Source organism: Parashewanella tropica (assembly GCF_004358445.1).
GTDB classification, from domain to species: Bacteria; Pseudomonadota; Gammaproteobacteria; order Enterobacterales; family Shewanellaceae; genus Parashewanella; species Parashewanella tropica.
The window spans coordinates 166,606-184,874 of the sequence record NZ_CP037951.1 but is presented as its reverse complement, the minus strand read 5'-3'; the positions used below and the strand labels follow the sequence as shown (position 1 = coordinate 184,874).

Below are 18,269 nucleotides of genomic sequence, written 5' to 3'. Positions count from 1 at the left end.
ATTGGAACTAGAGAAAGCGAAATGGCACTGACTCGTAAACAATGGAATAACATTATCATTTTGGCTAGTGCAGCGATGATTGGGACTCTGACACTTCTGCACAACAAAACCGAAAAAGTGCCTGAAGGAGCCTTGCCACTATTTGATCAACATACGGCATTACAGCAATTACAGCTTGGCGATTACACCTTAATCCATGAAGACAATCATTGGCGTTGTATGCCGAGCTTTGATCAGTGCCAGACATGGCGACAAGCGTGGCATCAATTGCGGATCAGCCCTATTGCTTCACCGACCTTAAGTGACGATCAGCATGAGCGACTCACCATCATTGTTAAGCAGTCTCCGCAGCCTCTGCAATGGCGTTACTATATTGCCGATGGGTTGTTGCAATCCGCCTCTGGGCAATGGTACAAAATCCCTCCAAGCTTACAACATAGTTTACTGCCTTCACGGTTAACACAAAAATAGAGTTTCCCTAATGCCAGAACTACCCGAAGTAGAAGTCACCCGCCAAGGGATCAGCCCTCACATTCTTGAGCAAAGTGTTGCTAAGCTTATCATCCGCAATCACAGTCTTCGCTGGCCCATCCCTGATGTGGCACATAACATTGTCGGTCAAACCATTAAAAGTGTTCGCCGCCGAGCCAAATATTTATTAGTTGAAACCAATGCGGGGATCACCATTATTCACTTAGGTATGTCAGGCAGTTTGCGCGTGCTTGATGAAAAAACCCCAGTAGAAAAGCACGACCATGTAGATTTAGTCTTGGGTAACCATAAGGTATTAAGGTTTAACGATCCTCGTCGTTTTGGCGCTTGGCTGTGGTATGAACTGCCGATTGAAACCCATCCATTACTGACTAAGTTAGGTCCTGAGCCATTAAGCGATGACTTTAATGTGGAGCAATTAGCACAAGCACTGAAAGGCAAGAAAAAAGCCATTAAGCTGTGTTTGATGGACAACCATATTGTCGTCGGTGTCGGCAATATTTACGCTAATGAAGCCTTATTTGCAGTGGGAGTTCACCCAAAAACCCCTGCCAATCGAGTAGATGTAACCAAACTGCCAAAATTAGTCGAAACAGTCAAAATAATCTTAGCTAATGCCATCAAACAAGGTGGTACCACCCTAAAAGATTTTACCAATGCCGATGGAAAACCGGGGTATTTTGCTCAAAAGCTGCATGTGTATGGTCGTGGAGGGAAGCCCTGCCATGAATGTGGCACTTTATTGAGTGAAATTAAACTTGGGCAACGGACAACGGTGTTCTGCGAGCATTGTCAGCTATTTTAAAGCAAGCTTGGGGGTAAAGCTGAATATCCCGTCCCTACCAAACCTCTATCTTATACCGCTTACGCAAATACTTCTGGCGGTATTTGGGTCAGCTCATCAAAAGCAGCGAAAGCATTCTGAAGTTTATTTTCATTCAGGGTTAAAAGGTATTTTCGATCCTCAAAACAGCCTGAAACCTTAACAGGAACCGTCATCAGCCCACCATTATCAGGAAAGTCAAAAACACTAAAAAACGTGTAACATACCGCACCATCATTAATCTCTATGGTTATCTTGCAAGGCTGCCTTGCTATCGCAAGTGAAGCCAATTGTTGTACCACTTCTTCGGTCATACTTATTTGCATCGACGATGTATCCAATGACACCTTAACTTCATCGTTAACTGCTCTGCACCTCACACTTTGAAGTTGTTGACTAAGCTGTGCTTTTTCAATCAATGCCTGAACTGAAGCACACAATATCCTTTCTACCTCAATCGCATTAACTTTGTCGGGTACGGCTTCTAAATCATTGTTATCACTGACACTGCCATGTACTTCTATTTTCACTTCGCCTTGTTTATCTCGTTTGCACTTAAATCCTAACCCTTCTTTAGCGTGTAGTGGTGTCATAATTTTAATCGGTAAAATTACGTCTCCAATCGAGTTTTCTGCAGTGAGTTCCATCAACTTGATTTGCTCAGCAAGGCTTGGACATCGAGTACTGCTTCTGAGGCTAAATGATTCAAAAGCTCTTTGTTGCAATTCAAGAACTGGAACCATAACAAATTGATCAGTATTGACTTCACCAGCAATGGCATCCAACTGCTTTGATTTATAGACTTTTAAGTCTCCTTGTACTTGCTTGGCTTGGGTTAGCATGACGGTTAGATAAGCGTTTTCCATTAAACGCAGCACACCACCCTGAATAAGTTTTTGTTTAGCCGTTAAATCCTCAAATTCAATCGGCCTAAGTGCATTATTTATTCTTTGTTCAGTACGCTCAAAAAACTCAACCCATATTTCATTACGCGCAGTTAAAAGGCATTTGAAGTTTAATTCCTTCTCACTTGTAGATACTTTGATTTCCAAGCATTGCACGAATGTATCATCAAGCTCTTTATACACTTGGTGCTCGGCAGTAAAAAAAGCGTTGATTTTCTCCTGTTGAGCTTTTGATAGAGGTTTCGCTTTACCATCCGCCTGCACCATAAAATGATCTTGACTCAACTCAATTGGAGTCAAGGTTAAATTAGCCGCCGTTGCCATAGTTACCTCAAACTTTAAACGTAGTTGATTATTAATTCAGAACTCTTGTTGTAGGGCAAGTTAAAGTAAATTAATGGATATAGTGCTGGATACTGTTAAAATTTTGCTGAACTCTCAGCGAATAGATGTGTGAATAGGACATTCATGTTCTGGTGTACAAAGAGCGTGCGTTCAATCTTGTCGTTGTAATATGAAAACTAATCAGCTCACTCTGGCATTGTAAACAGGACGATTGGTAGCTGCAAAGTTCTCAAACAGCTCAATCGCTTGTTGATTCATAACGCCTTCAACAAGTTCAATCCCCCTACTTTCAAGTTCTTGACGCCAATTCGGCGTCATAGGCCCTTCATCAAATCCAGTGATAGCTTCAAGCTCAGCCCCAGCTCCCGCAATCATCACAGAACGCACACCTGACCATAAAATGGCACCAAAACACATAGCACAAGGCCGCCAATTAATGACGATTTGATGAGCAGGAAAACCACCTCGACCTAAATCATAATGAGATAGTACTTGTTGAGCCATCGACAATGCCATCACTTCTGCATGCGCTGAAGAGCATTGAGTTGGAACCACACGATTGACCCCCATTGCGACTAGCTTTCCTGTATCCCGTTCAAACACGCCAGCGGCAAACGGGCCGCCTGTATTCCTCTGAAAGTTATCTGTCGCGCACTCAAGCACCAATTGCATTTTCTTTTCATCAGAGTCAAAGTGTTGTGGCAAAGTTGATAATTTATGAGTTAACCATGAAGGTAAATCAAGTTGAAAACTCACTTGAGTCGGAATGAATGGAGTTTGTTGGCACATACGAAGAAACAGTCATTAACCATAATCGTATATGAACATATATAATCGCTTGATTTCAGTTAATTTTTATTAACAATAGCAATTAAAAAATAATTATTTCCTCTTCCAGAAGGCACTATGAAACACTCCCCGTTCCCATACGCTACATTGTTCATTGCCATATCTACATTCGTTTATTCGATGTACGTCACTTTCGATATCAGTGGTTCTGCGTTTTCCAATGTCAAAATTGTCCAATTAGAAAAATATGGAGCCATTCGCCTTGAACACTTATTACAACTTGAATTTTGGCGACTATTTGTCTCACAAATAATCCATGTTAAATCACTACACATGCTGTTTAATGTTTGCTCATTTATAGTCTTAGGTTTCTTGGTTGAGCGAAATATTGGAACTATTAAAATGTTAATGGTGTGGTTAATTGGTGGGTCTTTAGGAACTATATTTAGTACACTATTTGTAAAATACCCATGGAACTTGGGTACTGGAGGATCTCAAGCTATCATGGCTATTTCAGGACTTGCTTCAATTCTAATTTTCCGAAGAATCGACAGTTCTAAATGGCTAAAATTCGCCTTGGCATTTGCCTTTATTCCTGCGTTGTCGCTTGATTTGATTTTTTCTCATTACCCGAAACCAGGTCATACATTAAGCTTTATTTTTGGCTTAATAATTGGTGCATGGATGTTTAAGAGTGAAAGGGGGATTGTATCTAAGAAAGAGCCCCCTTTAAGGAGGCAAGGGTAAGTATTTAAATGAGTTTACAGCTTCGCTTTCACCGCCTTTACTACTTCAGGATGAGTAAAAGCACTGATATCGCCACCATGCCTGACCACATCTTTAACCAGTGTTGATGAAATAAAGCTATTTTCAGATTTTGGCATCAGTAATACGCTTTCCAAGGTTGGGTTTAAGGCTCGGTTCATATTGGCAAGCGTCAATTCATACTCAAAATCAATCGTGGTTCTAACACCTCGTAGTAATACATTGGCACCATGCTGTTTGGCAAAATCCACCAACAAACCACTAAAGCCTTGAACGTCGACGTTGCCAAATTGTGCAGTCACTTTTTTAACCAAGGCCACACGTTCTTCTAAATCAAACATCGGCTGCTTTGATGAACTGTTGGCTACGCCGATAAGCACTTTATCGAACAACTGACTACCACGAGCAATTAAGTCTAAGTGACCGTTGGTAACGGGATCGAAGGTTCCAGGATAAATGGCTATGTTCACGAGGTTTCCTTGAGAATTAAATGAGTTTGACGTACATCTTCACCTGATGGTGATTGGAACGCTCTTAAATCGAATTCGGGCAGAATAGCAAAAATATGATCAAAAATATCCGATTGAATGTCCTCGTAGGCATTCCAATTCGTGTCATTGGTAAACACATAAATTTCGATGGGCAAGCCCTGCGAAGTTGGATCAAGCTGCCGTACTAGTAACGTCATATCTTTATGAATTTTTTGATGATCATGCAAATAGGCTTTCAAATAAGCTCTGAAAGTACCCACATTGGTCAAACGGCGACCATTAACGCTTTTTTCAAAATCCACAATACCCGCATTAGTTTTTGCCAGCTCAGATTCGATGCGTGGAATGTAATCTTTTAAGTGATTGACCCGCAATAACTCACGTTTATCATCATCCGTTAAAAAGCGAACACTGGCTAAATCAATGTATACCGCACGTTTTATCCTGCGCCCTCCTGATTCAGACATGCCTTGCCAGTTCTTAAAAGCATCCGAAACTAGAGCATAAGCGGGGATCATCGAAAAGGTTTTGTCCCAATTTTGAACCTTAACCGTAGTCAATGAGACTTCAATGACTTCACCATCTGCGCCATATTTGTCCATTTGGATCCAATCACCCACGCTCACCATTCGATTAGCGGCCAATTGCACCCCCGCGACAAAACCTAAAATAGTGTCTTTAAACACAATGGCGAGTAAACCAGTGGCGACACCTAAACCACTAAGAAAGTAGAGAGGGGATTCATTAATGATGGCCGCTATCGCCAGTACGGCGCCGATAAGGAAAAGAAACAACTTTGTTAACTGTACAAAGCTTTTTGATGGTATCCGTCGACTCACTGAAGAACGTTCAAAGAGGGTTTCACCCACATCCAAAGCCGCATAAATAGCACGAATAATAAACACCACAGAAAATGCACTTAATATTCGCTGCACGCCAGTCGCCAGTGTCTGGTGCTCAGATAAAATGTAGGTCATCTGCTCAGACAACACTAAAATCGGCAACACCATTACCGCTTTATCAAACACTTTATGCTTGATAAGTAAATCATCCCATTGGGCTTTTGTACGGTGAATAAGGGCATGAATGAAACGCAAAATTACACTTTTGACCACTAAGTACAGCAGCCATACCAATACGATGGCAATAATAAGCATGATCATAGCCGTCAACGCTTCAGCTAAGCCTGTACTAAACCCATGTTGTAGTAACCAGGCATTGACATCGATAGGAAAATCTTTTTCCATTACGCATCCCTCTATTTGAATCAAACATCTAAACAATCATGGGATCTTTGGCAAAAATAGCCGCATCACCAATCAGGTTTATGGAGAATATATTATGTTATTGGGTCAACTTGCTTTACCTGAATTATTAGCGCACCTAAAGAATTATCCTGATTACGATGCTGATTATCAGGTTGATGTTGACAGTCTAACCCCTGTTTTAAATTTCAACAAAGAAATTACCATCTCAGTGATCATTGGCACTTGGTGCCCAGATTGCCATCGTGAAGTGCCACGCCTTGCTAAAGTCATTGACGCGATTAACGGTAAGCAGGTAACTGTGGAATATATTGGTGTGGATAAACAAAAAACCGATCCTGATAACATCAGCGCTCAGTTTGACTTTGAACGTATTCCAACCGTCATTGTGCAAGATGGAACACAAGAGTTGGGACGTATTATTGAACAGCCACAACAATCTTTAGAAAAGGATTTAGTGGCTATTTTGACTCAATGAGCATTAGATCAGTGAATACAGCACACCTTCACGCAAAGCACCACCGGATAAATTGACCGCGTTGAGATCCAATAGCTTAAAGAGCGCCAGCATAATTGCGACCCCGGCGGCGAGTGTCGGTGCTCTTTCTTGAGACAAGCCTTCAATATTACTCAGCTGATGGCATGATTCATTAAGGATCTCTGCTTTAATGCTTTGTAAAAACTCAAAGGTAATAGTCTGATCTTGTTCTCTATGCTTAAGCAGTTCAATCAAGGTTTGTAACGTTCCAGAAGCGCCGACGGCTTTTGTGCAGCCAAAAGCTTTAAGCTGAGTCAGACTGTCTCCCAGTTGCTCTGCAACCCGTTGTTCTACGGCATCAAAATCAGTATTTCGATATGGAAAGTGTGAAAAATGAGGATGATTCATGCTAACACAGCCAATCGCCTTACTCACTTTAAACAAAATATGATTACTATCTCCCACCACAAACTCGGTACTTGCTCCGCCAATATCAATCACCAAACGACGGTCATCACCTTGGGTGGTATGCCACATACCTTGATAAATATATTCAGCCTCTTCGTTACCAGAGATCACATCAATTGGAATTGGCAAAAGTTTAAACGCTTGATCAATAAAAGACTGGCGATTGGCTACCTGCCTTAAGGTCGCAGTAGCAATGATTTTTATATCATCGCTACTGAGTTGGTGATGTAGAACTTGCTTAGCAAAATACGCCAAACACCCTAACCCGCGCTCAAAGGCATCAACATCAAGATTACCGTTGTCATCAATGCCATCCGCCAAACGCACTTTTTGCTTGTACTTAGCAATCACCACAGGATGACCATCAACCGCTTCGGCCACCAACATATTAAAACTGTTAGAACCTAAGGTGATGGCGGAGATCAGTCGACTCATCTAGTTGGATCTACGATGTCTAGGGTTACGATTTGGACGTGAATTTCGGTTTTGATTGCCTGAAGTTCGAGTTCCTGAACGTTCCCTTGTGGTTCTTGGTGTATGACGACGATGGATCGGCGCTGGCTTTGGAATATCATCCAACAGCGCTTCACGGTCATAGCCAGTCACCGGAATAGAGTGTTCGATGTAGCTTTCGATTGCAGGTAGGTTGAGCGCATATTCTTCACATGCAAAGCTGGCTGATACCCCTTTTTTACCCGCACGCCCTGTACGACCGATACGATGTACGTAATCTTCACAGTCATCGGGCAGGTCATAGTTGTATACATGAGACACATCTGAAATATGCAGCCCACGAGCGGCAACATCGGTGGCCACTAAAATATCGAGCTGACCTTTAGTGAATTGATCTAAAATTCGAAGACGTTTCTTCTGTGGTACATCACCCGTCAACAAGCCCACGCGATGACCATCACCCTCAAGCCACGACCACAGTTTTTCACACACATGCTTGGTGTTCGCAAACACAATGGCTTTATCCGGCCAATCTTCTTCAATTAACGAGAGTAGCAGTGGTATTTTGTCTTCTGCCGAAGGATAAAACAGCTCTTCTTTGATATTTTTAGAGGTTTTTTCATCAGGCGCAATTTCAACTTTCACCGGATCGTTCATGTGATCGTACGCCAACTCTTGCACTTTCATGGAAAGCGTCGCTGAGAACAGCATATTTAAACGGTCTTTAGCATCTGGCATACGGCGGAACAAAAAGCGAATGTCTTTGATAAAGCCTAAATCGAACATACGATCCGCTTCATCGAGTACCACGGCTTGGATCGCACTCAGACTCACAACACCTTGACGCACATAGTCGATGATGCGTCCTGTGGTGCCGATAAGAATGTCGACCCCTTTTTCCAGCACCTTCATTTGGGTTTCGTAGCTTTCACCGCCGTAAACAATGCCCACTTTTAATTTGGTGTGCTTCGATAAATGCTTGGCATCTTTGGCGATTTGAATGGCTAACTCACGGGTTGGCGCCATAATGATGGCACGAGGCTGGTTTAGCTGACGAGTATTAGATGATGGCGTTGCTAATAAATGGTTAAAGGTCGCCACCAAAAACGCCATGGTTTTACCCGTACCCGTTTGGGCTTGTCCTGCAATGTCTTTGCCTTCTAATAGCACTGGCAACGATAACGCCTGAATCGGCGTGCAGTATTCGAATCCGTTCTCTTTCAATGCCGACAGCACTTGTGGCTGTAGAGGTAAATCGGCAAACTTCTGATTTGATAAATGTGTTTCGCTCATAGCGTCGGCATACCAGTTATGGGTTGCAACTTATGGGTTGCAACAAAATTCGTGATGGTTTGTAATATCGCCATCGGTTTTTCGGTCTTATCCTCAACAATAGGAAGACGTAACTTGGCAATGATAACATGATGATTAATTAATCAGGTCATTGTCAGGTAAATAAACCATCGAGTATGGTTGATTTATATACGACTCAGGCTTGAATCTTTCAAACTGAGTCCCAATATACAGGTTAAGCCATTAACAAACCAGAAATGGCAACCTAACTGGAGAACATCATGAGCGATAAAATTGTATACCTAAGCGATGACGCCTTTGAAGCGGACGTATTAAATTCAGATAAACCTGTCCTAGTCGACTTTTGGGCAGAGTGGTGTGGTCCTTGTAAAATGATTGCCCCAATCCTTGATGACATCGCTGAGGAATACGACGGTCAAGTGACCATTGCAAAACTAAACGTAGACCAAAACAACATTTCGCCAGCAAAATACGGTGTTCGTGGTATCCCTACTTTATTACTGTTTAAAAACGGTGAAGTAGCGGCAACTAAAGTAGGTGCAGTTTCAAAAACTCAACTTAAAGAGTTCATTGACGCACAACTATAAGCTCACCTCTGAGCTTATCAGGAGCGCTTCACTCAAATATTGAATTGTGAACGCTCCTTAACAGCCTTGCCGAAATAATTTTCATATAGTTTGCTATATTTCTGGACGTTCGCCCAAGTTAGTGCTAATTTGTTAGTCATAAAACATTCTAAAATCTACCTTCTAGACATAACTCATAATCCTTAACCACGACGCCTGAGAACCTTTCAGCCGTTTGTTGCGTAATACAAGATCCCCAACATGAATTTATCAGAACTTAAAGAAATGCCCATATCGAAGCTGGTTGAACTGGCTGAGAGCATGAACCTTGAGAACATGGCGCGCGCGCGCAAGCAAGACATCATTTTCTCTATCTTAAAAGCCCACGCCAAAAGTGGTGAAGACATTTTCGGTGGCGGCGTTCTAGAAATTTTACAAGACGGCTTTGGTTTCCTGCGTAGCGCAGGTGGTTCTTACCTTGCTGGTCCTGACGACATCTATGTCTCTCCTAGTCAGATCCGCCGTTTTAACATGCGTACGGGTGATACCCTTTCAGGTAAAATTCGTCCACCAAAAGAAGGTGAACGTTACTTTGCACTCTTAAAAGTTAATGAAGTTAACTTCGACCGCCCTGAAAATTCTCGCAACAAAATCTTGTTTGAAAACCTAACACCACTGCACGCTGAAGAGCGTATCCGCATGGAACGTGGTAACGGTTCAACTGAAGACATTACCGCTCGTATTCTGGATTTATGTTCTCCAATCGGTAAAGGTCAGCGTGGTCTGATTGTAGCACCACCGAAAGCCGGTAAAACCCTTCTTCTTCAAAACATCGCCCAGTCGATCACCAACAACAACCCAGAAGTGGTGTTGATGGTACTACTGATTGACGAACGTCCTGAAGAAGTGACCGAGATGAAGCGCCTAGTTAAAGGCGAAGTGATTGCATCGACCTTTGATGAGCCAGCCAGCCGTCACGTTCAAGTGGCTGAAATGGTGATTGAAAAAGCCAAGCGTTTGGTTGAACACAAAAAAGATGTAGTAATTCTGCTTGACTCGATTACACGTCTAGCTCGTGCGTACAACACTGTGATCCCATCATCAGGTAAAGTACTAACCGGTGGTGTTGATGCACACGCTCTACACCGTCCAAAGCGTTTCTTTGGTGCGGCACGTAATATCGAACAAGGCGGTAGCTTAACCATTATCGCTACTGCGCTGGTTGATACTGGCTCTAAGATGGATGAAGTCATTTACGAAGAATTTAAAGGTACTGGTAACCAAGAACTGCACCTTTCTCGTAAAGCCGCTGAAAAACGTGTCTTCCCTGCGATTGACTTTAACCGCTCTGGTACTCGTCGTGAAGAGAAACTGACCACGGCAGAAGAGCTTCAAAAAATGTGGATCCTTCGTAAGATCCTCAACCCAATGGACGAAGTCAGCGCCATGGAATTCCTCATCGACAAATTGGCTATGACCAAAACCAATGATGAGTTCTTCGAAGCCATGAAGCGCGCGAAGTCTTAATAGACCTTTATCGGTCAATAAAGCCAGTCATATTGTGACTGGCTTTTTATTTCATACCTTATTATCTACGGAATATCATTATGGCTTGGATACAATTACGCTTTCATTCCGACAAAGAACACGCAGAAACCCTCGGTGATTGGTTAATGGAGCAAGGCTCTCTATCCATCACCTTAGAAGACGGGCAAGATCAACCGATCTTCGAACCTAAACTCGGTGAAACCCCATTGTGGAACGACACTATTGTTATCGCTTTATTTGAAGCCGATTGGGATCTCAATCCTATCGTTACTGAAATGCAGGCGATGCCCGAATTCAACGGTAAGCTGAATTACAAAATTGAGCAAATCGAAGATAAAGACTGGGTTCGCGAATGGATGGATAACTTCCATCCGATTCAATTTGGCAAGCGCCTTTGGATCTGCCCAAGCTGGCGTGACATCCCTGATCCTGATGCCATCAACGTCATTCTCGATCCCGGTTTAGCTTTTGGCACGGGCACTCACCCTACCACAGCATTGTGTTTGGAATGGTTAGACGGTTTAGACTTAGCACAATCGGATGTTATCGATTTTGGTTGTGGTTCAGGGATTTTAGCCGTAGCGGCGCTTAAACTTGGTGCTAAAGCTGTAACAGGGATTGATATCGACTATCAAGCCATTGAAGCTTCAAAAGCCAACGCTGAGCGTAACGATTGTGCTGAGCAGTTATCTCTGTACTTACCTGAGCAAACCCCAGCTGATTTAAAAGCCGATGTATTAGTAGCGAATATTCTTGCAGGTCCTTTGCGTGAATTGGCACCGCAAATTGCCAGCCATGTCAAACAAGGTGGAAAACTGGCATTGTCAGGTTTACTTAAAGAGCAAGCCATCGAACTGGCTGAGCATTACAGCCAATGGTTTGAGATGGATGAACCTGCCCATAAAGAAGATTGGAGCCGGTTAACAGGCATTCGCAAATAAATTATCACTTATTGGCATAAGTGAAACAAAGGCTGTGAGCTTATGCCAATCTCATCTTTTGATGATAAATATGCAGTTTAGGGTGTATTTTCACTTAAAATGTAAAAATCATGTTTCACTAACTGTGTTACAGGTATCACATCAATACAATGTCAAGTAAAAAACTTGCGTCTAGGTTATTTATTGACCTTTTCAAGCCGTGCAAAAAGGGCTAATATAGCGCCCCTTTGACGCACAAGGTGATAGTACGCATGAGAATTGGACCCTATCAACTGAAAAATCAGCTGATCGTGGCGCCAATGGCAGGCGTCACCGATCAAGCCTTTCGCAACCTGTGTCTACGTCATGGTGCGGCACTTGCCGTATCGGAAATGCTGTCTTCAAATCCCAAGGTCTGGGATTCTGAAAAGAGCAAAAATCGCATGGCGCACTCAGGGGAAGAAGGCATTCGATCTGTGCAGATTGCAGGAGCCGATCCAGAGTTAATGGCGCAAGCCGCCCAGTTCAATGTTGAACAAGGCGCTCACATCATTGACATCAATATGGGTTGTCCTGCAAAAAAAGTGAATAAGAAGCTCGCTGGCTCGGCATTAATGCAAGATCCAGCCTTGGTAAAAAAAATCGTATCAGCTGTGGTTGAGGCGGTTGACGTACCTGTAACGCTGAAGATTCGCACAGGATGGGATCCTGAACATAAAAATGGGGTTCACATCGCCCAAATAGCAGAAGCCTGTGGTATTGCATCCCTCGCCGTTCATGGCCGAACGCGACAATGCATGTACAAAGGCGAAGCGGAGTACGACACCATTGCTCACATTAAACAATCGGTATCCATTCCGGTGGTGGCAAACGGTGACATTACGACGCCTGAAAAGGCACGCTTTGTACTGGAAAAGACCGGTGCTGATGCCATTATGATTGGTCGAGGCGCACAAGGACGACCTTGGATATTTAGAGAGATTGAGCATTACTTACAAACTGGGGAACATTTGGCTCCCGTCAGTGACACTGAAAAGCGTCAAGTCATGCTTGAGCACCTCAACAAGCTCTATGAATTGTATGGCGAGTATAAAGGCGTACGCTTTGCTCGTAAGCACATAGGCTGGTATTTCGACCAAGATTCACAGCGTGAATTTCGAGCTCAATTTAACAAGCTTGAAGACGCTGAGCAGCAGTATTCCATGGTGGAATGCTATTTTAGAGATTAAGGGTTAACCCCCTAGTACAGATTTAGATTAAGAGCAGAATACGAATGTTTGATCAGACAACTAACACAGAAGTTCACCCACTAACCGTAGGCAAAATCGAAACAGCGAGCGGCGCAATCAAGCCACAACTACTTCGCGACGCAGTAAAACGCGCTGTATCTAACTTCTTTCAACAGTTAGACGGTCAGGATGCAGAAGAAGTTTATGAAATGGTGTTATGTGAAGTGGAAGCGCCACTACTAGACATCATTATGCAACACACTCGCGGTAACCAAACTCGCGCAGCAAACATGCTAGGTATCAACCGTGGTACCCTTCGCAAGAAGCTTAAAAAGTACGGCATGAACTAAGAATCACTCAGTAATATACTGATATTAAAAAGGCTTAACCGTAATAGGTTAAGCCTTTTTTGATGCTATGCCCCCAATATGTACCCTCAAAATATTTCTAACCTTTCCAGAGTCCACTAAATGGCATTATTCGACTCAAAAGTTGAGGCGAATAACCATGATATTTGCCTCAACTTAATTGATGAAGAGATCAAATTTCCAGTAACAGCTGCATTTTCTCCACCAATTCAGCGTGATTAGCACTGATATCATGTGATAACAATGGCAACTCAGCATGTTTCGCCAATGGCTTAGGCAGTGGAATATCCATCTCTAAAATCTCATCAACGCTGTCTTTAAACTTTGCAGGGTGAGCAGTACACAAAAAGATCCCAATTTCATCAGCTTGTAACTGCTCTTCAAGTACTTGATAGGCAATCGCACCATGAGGTTCACATAAGTAATCTTGTTGCCATAATCGAGTCAGGCTTTGTTTCACCTCTTCATCGGTTAAACGCCCATGACCAATATCGGCCAATGACCAATCATACTTTTTGATCAGCGCTTCCACTCTTGGCCAATTATTGGGCTGACTCACATCCATTGCATTCGACAAGGTGGGCACTGTTGCATTGGGTGACCACTGTCCTGACTCTAAATATCTCGGCACAGTATCATTTTCATTGGTCGCCGCAATAAAACGTTTAACTGGTAAGCCCATGGCTTTTGCCAGCAGCCCAGCGGTAAGATTTCCAAAGTTACCCGAAGGCACTGAAATCACCGCGTGCTGACGTTGCTCTTTAGGTAATTGAGCCAACGCTTCAAAGTAATAACAGGTTTGCGCCAGTAGACGGCTGATATTGATGGAGTTGGCACTGTTAAGTCCGAATTTCTTTCTGAGCTCAGAATCATCAAACGATTGCTTTACTAAAGCTTGGCAGTCATCAAAGGTACCATCGACAGCCAGCGTGTGAATATTCCCACCAAGAGTACAAAACAGCTTTTCTTGCAGGCTACTGATTTTACCTTTGGGATAGAGGATAACGACGTTGATGTTTTCCAGCCCATAAAACGCATGAGCAACGGCGGCACCTGTATCACCTGAAGTGGCGGTTAGGATAGTAATTTGCTCCTCACCTCGAATGGCCGCCAAGCATTGCGCCATAAAACGGCCACCAAAATCTTTAAACGCCAGTGTTGGACCATGAAAAAGCTCTAATGCAGAAATGTTTTCAGCCACGTTGACTAATGGGGCGTTAAACTGAAACGCTTGCTCCACCAGCTGACTCACTTGCTCTTTTGAAAACTCATCACCTATTACAGCGGATAAAATTTTGCTGCTGCGCTGATTAAAATCCATATCCAACAGGGCATCCATATCATCAAAATGCGGTAAAGATGACGGGAAAAACAAACCTTGTTCACGACCAAGCCCTTGGCGTACCGCCTGCTTAAAGCTCACCTGCTCTTGGGGATCTTTTAAGTTATAAAGCTTCATAATTGCTGTCCTGTTTGACGCGCCCCTTGTGGATCTAAGCGGCAGATATGGCAAAAACCGTGTTCATTCTGTAAATAGTGTTGCTCAAGCCAATGCTGAATACGCTTGGCATCGTCTAGGCTTTGAGCAATAGCAAATAACGTTGGACCAGAGCCAGAAATGCCTGCGGCAATCGCGCCTGCATCCATCGCGCCCTGCCGAGCTTGACGAAAGCCATTAATGATACGGGCTCGATATGGCTCAGCCACCACATCTTCAATACAGTCTGCAGCCAATTTAGGTTGCTGGCTGTAACAGGCATGGATAAAACTGGCGAGATTACGCCCGTGTGCGATCACATCTTGTTTGCGATATTGTGCAGGTAAAATAGCGCGAGCTTTAGCTGTTGAGACTTCAATACCGGGGTAAGCCATCACCCAATACCAATCATCAAAGCAGGGAATGCTTTGGCTGATGATGCCACTGCGATCTGGCATTAATTGCAGGCCACCAAGAAAGCAAGGAGCCACGTTATCGTAATGTACAGAGCCTGAAATTCTGCCTTCCATTTCTCCCATTAATTCCAGCAATTCACTGTCAGAAAACGGGTTTCCATGAAAGTCATTCAGCGCCACCAGCGCCGCCACAATAGAACAAGCTGAGGAACCTAAACCTGAACCGATGGGCATATTTTTCTCAAGCGTCATAGACACTGTTTTAAGCTCGACTCCTTTGCTGTCGAGTGCCTGAGCAAAGCGGAGATAACTGTGATAAACAATATTATCGTCAGGGTTTGATGGCAGCTTATCAACAAATCGCCCACCAACATCAAAGCGAAACGTGTCAGCCGCCGCCACTTGAACGCGATCCCCCAACAGCGAGCCGTCAATCGGTGTTACAGCCGCACCCAAAACATCAAAGCCAACACTCACATTACCAATAGAGGCTGGGGCATAGACCAACACTGAATCCATGTTCATTTCATCCATCGTTATACTTCTCGCTTCCATGGCAAACATCTTAAAATATCAGCAAACACGCCTGCGGCCGTGACGGCACCGCCTGCACCATAACCTCTTAGCACTAGCGGAATCGGCTGGTAATAGCGAGTGTAAAAAGCGAGTGCATTCTCGCCGTCTTTGATTTTATTCATAGGGTCGTCAGCATCTACAGCAGTGACTTTAACTTCACATTGACCGTCGTTGATTTGTCCAATGTATCTCAACACTTTGCCCTCAGCGGCCGCTTTGGATTGCAGCTGACTGAAGTAACTATCGGCTTCTGGTAATCGAGCGATAAACTCTTCGACCGTACCTGAATCATCAAAATCGGGGGGTAACAATGGCTGGACTTTGATTTGGTCAAGTTCCAGCTCTAAGCCACACTCCCTTGCCAAAATCAGCAGCTTTCTTGCCACATCCATACCCGATAAGTCATCGCGAGGATCGGGTTCAGTAAAGCCTTTATCACGGGCAATTAAAGTGGCTTGCGATAGACTCATTCCCTCATCCAGCATGCCACAAATATAGGAAAGTGAGCCTGATAAGATGCCTGAAAATTGATTGAGGTCGTCCCCCGCAAATAACAAGTTTTGTAAGTTTTCAATGACGGGTAAGCCCGCGCCCACATTGGTGTCGTATAAAAATTTCCGACGGTTTTTATTAGCACTTAAACGAAGTTGACGATAATAGGCTTGGCTATCGGTATTGGCCTTTTTATTGGCGGTAACCACATGAAAGCCCGCTTCTAAAAAATCCACATACTGACGCGAAATGGCTTCTGAAGCCGTGCAATCCACAATCACAGGGTTAATACGATGACGCTGTTGGATCAGATTCGACAGTGCTGACAATGAAAAACTTTGCTGGCTCTGAGTCAATTGATCTTGCCAGTTGTTCAAATCAACGCCGTCCGCATCCAATAGCATCTTGTCACGGCTTGCAATCCCAATTACACGAATGACGGTTCCCTGCTGTGTCAATACCGATTGCTGACGTGCGATTTGTTGCAGTAGTTCACCGCCAACACCACCACGCCCCAGTACGAATACATCTAAAAATTGCTGGCTGTTAAAAAGGTTTTGATGACAGGCTCTTATCGCCTCTTTCGCTTTATCTTGTGAGACGACGGCTGAAATCGAACGCTCTGATGAACCTTGTGCAATCGCGACAATATTAATGTTGGCTTCAGCCAGTGAGTGGAACATACGTGCGGCTACGCCTTTAGCGGTTCGCATGCCATCGCCGACAACAGACACAATCGCAAGATCAGACTGATAATCAATAGTCTCCAATAAGTGATTGGCCAATTCCAATTCAAATTCCTGATTCAGCAATCGGTTCGCGGCATTCAAATCATCACTGGAAATACAAAAGCTGATGCTGTATTCCGATGAAGATTGGGTGATCAGCACAATGGAAATCCCACCACGAGAAAGGGTGGAAAATACACGGGACGCCATGCCAACCATGCCTTTCATTCCCGGGCCAGAGACATTCACCATGGTTAAATTGGCTAAACTTGAAATCCCTTTTATCGCTTGCTCATCACAACTTTCAGGGCCAACAAGCGTGCCTTCAGCCTGAGGATTAAAGGTGTTTTTGATCAAGCAAGGGATATGATATTGAGCGATCGGAGAGATGGTTTTTGGATGTAACACCGCGGCACCAAAGTAAGATAATTCCATGGCTTCAGCGTAAGACAAGCGCTTAAGCAATTGAGCATCCGGTACCACTCGTGGGTCACAATTATAGACGCCATCGACATCTGTCCAGATCTCACAACATTTAGCATCGACACAAGCTGCCAAAACGGCCGCTGAATAATCAGAGCCATTGCGTCCTAAAACAACGGTTTCCCCTTGGGCGTTAGCCGCGGTAAATCCGGGGAGTAACGAAATCGCACTCAAGTCTAGTGGTGATTGCGCCATTTTTAATTTTGAGGCTTCAATATCCACCATGGCTTCACAATAACATCCTTCAGCCAATAGATATTGCTTAGGTTCAAGTACCACTGCCGACATCTCACCACTTTGCAATAACGCTTGCATTATTGCTACCGACAAGGCCTCACCTTGGCTGACCATCTGTGCATAAATATTATTCGGGCACTGCCCCAACAACACGATGCCTTTGTGCAAACGCCCCAGTTGCTCAAGCCTTTCTTCTAATTGCTGCGTGAGCATGGCCACATCGAATCCAGCACGTTTTTCGGCTAAACCTTCTAACAGACGAGTGAAAATAATCTGCACATGAGCAAGATGTTCAGCGCCCTGTTGCACTGAGGCAGTGGCTTGAGTCAGTGCCACTAAATGATTGGTCACTTGAGCAGGGGCAGATAACACCACGGCTACCGCACTTTGCTGGAAAGTATTTTCAATAATGGCTCCGACTCGATAAAAGCAATCAGGATCAGCCAATGATGAGCCACCGAATTTAACTATACGCATTGTTGTTTCCTACCGTCTGTCTATTCCTTTGGAATAGTCCTTTATACTCATGCTGCTTGAAAATGCAGATATAAAAAAACCCGTACCTTGGATGGTGACGGGTTTCGATGTTTGCTTCTGTGTTATGCAGCCAAATCTAACCCGCTCCGCTTGTTGTGCGGGTG

18 protein-coding genes are annotated in these 18,269 nt (G+C 43.8%); 9 read left to right on the top strand and 9 right to left on the bottom strand.

Annotated features, from left to right (window positions below; all coding sequences use genetic code 11):
• Window positions 1-21: 21 nt before the first annotated feature.
• Both E2H97_RS00815 and mutM read left to right on the top strand, forming a co-directional pair.
• Window positions 22-471 carry a hypothetical protein gene (locus E2H97_RS00815; protein ID WP_133405360.1) on the top strand — a complete coding sequence of 150 codons (450 nt, stop codon included), beginning with the start codon at window positions 22-24 and terminating at the stop codon, window positions 469-471.
• 10 nt (window positions 472-481) lie between these two features.
• Window positions 482-1,297: a bifunctional DNA-formamidopyrimidine glycosylase/DNA-(apurinic or apyrimidinic site) lyase gene (mutM, locus tag E2H97_RS00810; RefSeq protein WP_133405359.1), complete on the top strand. Its 816-nt coding sequence runs from the start codon at window positions 482-484 to the stop codon at window positions 1,295-1,297.
• Between the two features lie 59 nt (window positions 1,298-1,356).
• Here the strand turns inward: mutM and E2H97_RS00805 are convergent, their stop codons facing one another.
• Both E2H97_RS00805 and E2H97_RS00800 read right to left on the bottom strand, forming a co-directional pair.
• Window positions 1,357-2,544, bottom strand: coding sequence for a hypothetical protein (locus E2H97_RS00805; RefSeq protein ID WP_133405358.1), 1,188 nt, complete (start codon window positions 2,542-2,544; stop codon window positions 1,357-1,359).
• A gap of 201 nt (window positions 2,545-2,745) precedes the next feature.
• Entirely contained in the window at window positions 2,746-3,354 is a 609-nt protein-coding gene (locus E2H97_RS00800; RefSeq protein ID WP_218938229.1) for a nucleoside deaminase, read from the bottom strand.
• A 117-nt stretch (window positions 3,355-3,471) separates the two neighbouring features.
• On the opposite strand from E2H97_RS00800, the gene E2H97_RS00795 reads away from it, so the two are divergent.
• A complete protein-coding gene (locus tag E2H97_RS00795; RefSeq protein WP_133405357.1) occupies window positions 3,472-4,101 on the top strand; it encodes a rhomboid family intramembrane serine protease in 630 nt (209 codons plus the stop codon).
• A gap of 14 nt (window positions 4,102-4,115) precedes the next feature.
• On the opposite strand, the gene coaD is transcribed toward E2H97_RS00795, so the two are convergent.
• Window positions 4,116-4,589 (bottom strand): pantetheine-phosphate adenylyltransferase, encoded by a 474-nt coding sequence (gene coaD, locus E2H97_RS00790; RefSeq protein ID WP_133405356.1) that lies wholly within the window; start codon window positions 4,587-4,589, stop codon window positions 4,116-4,118.
• Entirely contained in the window at window positions 4,586-5,857 is a 1,272-nt protein-coding gene (locus E2H97_RS00785) for a mechanosensitive ion channel family protein (protein ID WP_133405355.1), read from the bottom strand. Before E2H97_RS00785 ends, coaD begins: the two co-directional genes overlap by 4 nt.
• 94 nt (window positions 5,858-5,951) lie before the next feature.
• Here E2H97_RS00785 and E2H97_RS00780 point away from each other — a divergent pair, with 94 nt between their 5' ends.
• Window positions 5,952-6,353 (top strand): thioredoxin family protein, encoded by a 402-nt coding sequence (locus E2H97_RS00780; RefSeq protein WP_133405354.1) that lies wholly within the window; start codon window positions 5,952-5,954, stop codon window positions 6,351-6,353.
• Between the two features lie 3 nt (window positions 6,354-6,356).
• Here E2H97_RS00780 and E2H97_RS00775 read toward each other — a convergent pair whose 3' ends face one another.
• Together E2H97_RS00775 and rhlB are read right to left on the bottom strand one after the other, a co-directional pair.
• Window positions 6,357-7,256 (bottom strand): Ppx/GppA phosphatase family protein, encoded by a 900-nt coding sequence (locus tag E2H97_RS00775; protein WP_133405353.1) that lies wholly within the window; start codon window positions 7,254-7,256, stop codon window positions 6,357-6,359.
• Complete coding sequence (gene rhlB, locus E2H97_RS00770) at window positions 7,257-8,567, bottom strand: ATP-dependent RNA helicase RhlB (RefSeq protein ID WP_133405352.1); 1,311 nt, start codon at window positions 8,565-8,567, stop codon at window positions 7,257-7,259.
• A gap of 281 nt (window positions 8,568-8,848) precedes the next feature.
• On the opposite strand from rhlB, the gene trxA reads away from it, so the two are divergent.
• The 5 genes from trxA to fis all read left to right on the top strand — a co-directional run bounded on the left by trxA (window position 8,849) and on the right by fis (window position 13,201).
• Window positions 8,849-9,175, top strand: a complete 327-nt coding sequence (gene trxA, locus E2H97_RS00765; protein ID WP_133405351.1) for a thioredoxin TrxA — start codon at window positions 8,849-8,851, stop codon at window positions 9,173-9,175.
• Window positions 9,176-9,415: 240 nt separating this feature from the next.
• A complete protein-coding gene (gene rho / locus E2H97_RS00760; RefSeq protein ID WP_133405350.1) occupies window positions 9,416-10,681 on the top strand; it encodes a transcription termination factor Rho in 1,266 nt (421 codons plus the stop codon).
• Window positions 10,682-10,761: 80 nt separating this feature from the next.
• Complete coding sequence (prmA, locus tag E2H97_RS00755; protein ID WP_133405349.1) at window positions 10,762-11,643, top strand: 50S ribosomal protein L11 methyltransferase; 882 nt, start codon at window positions 10,762-10,764, stop codon at window positions 11,641-11,643.
• Window positions 11,644-11,894: 251 nt separating this feature from the next.
• Window positions 11,895-12,851, top strand: coding sequence for a tRNA dihydrouridine synthase DusB (gene dusB / locus E2H97_RS00750; protein ID WP_133405348.1), 957 nt, complete (start codon window positions 11,895-11,897; stop codon window positions 12,849-12,851).
• A 44-nt stretch (window positions 12,852-12,895) separates the two neighbouring features.
• Entirely contained in the window at window positions 12,896-13,201 is a 306-nt protein-coding gene (gene fis, locus E2H97_RS00745; protein ID WP_121839688.1) for a DNA-binding transcriptional regulator Fis, read from the top strand.
• Window positions 13,202-13,391: 190 nt separating this feature from the next.
• Here the strand turns inward: fis and thrC are convergent, their stop codons facing one another.
• From thrC to thrA, 3 genes are read right to left on the bottom strand one after another with little or no spacing between them, the layout of a single operon-like run.
• Window positions 13,392-14,678, bottom strand: a complete 1,287-nt coding sequence (gene thrC / locus E2H97_RS00740; protein ID WP_133405347.1) for a threonine synthase — start codon at window positions 14,676-14,678, stop codon at window positions 13,392-13,394.
• Entirely contained in the window at window positions 14,675-15,646 is a 972-nt protein-coding gene (thrB, locus tag E2H97_RS00735) for a homoserine kinase (RefSeq protein ID WP_133408532.1), read from the bottom strand. Before thrB ends, thrC begins: the two co-directional genes overlap by 4 nt.
• Before the next feature lie 2 nt (window positions 15,647-15,648).
• Complete coding sequence (gene thrA, locus E2H97_RS00730; RefSeq protein ID WP_133405346.1) at window positions 15,649-18,105, bottom strand: bifunctional aspartate kinase/homoserine dehydrogenase I; 2,457 nt, start codon at window positions 18,103-18,105, stop codon at window positions 15,649-15,651.
• Window positions 18,106-18,269: the final 164 nt, after the last annotated feature.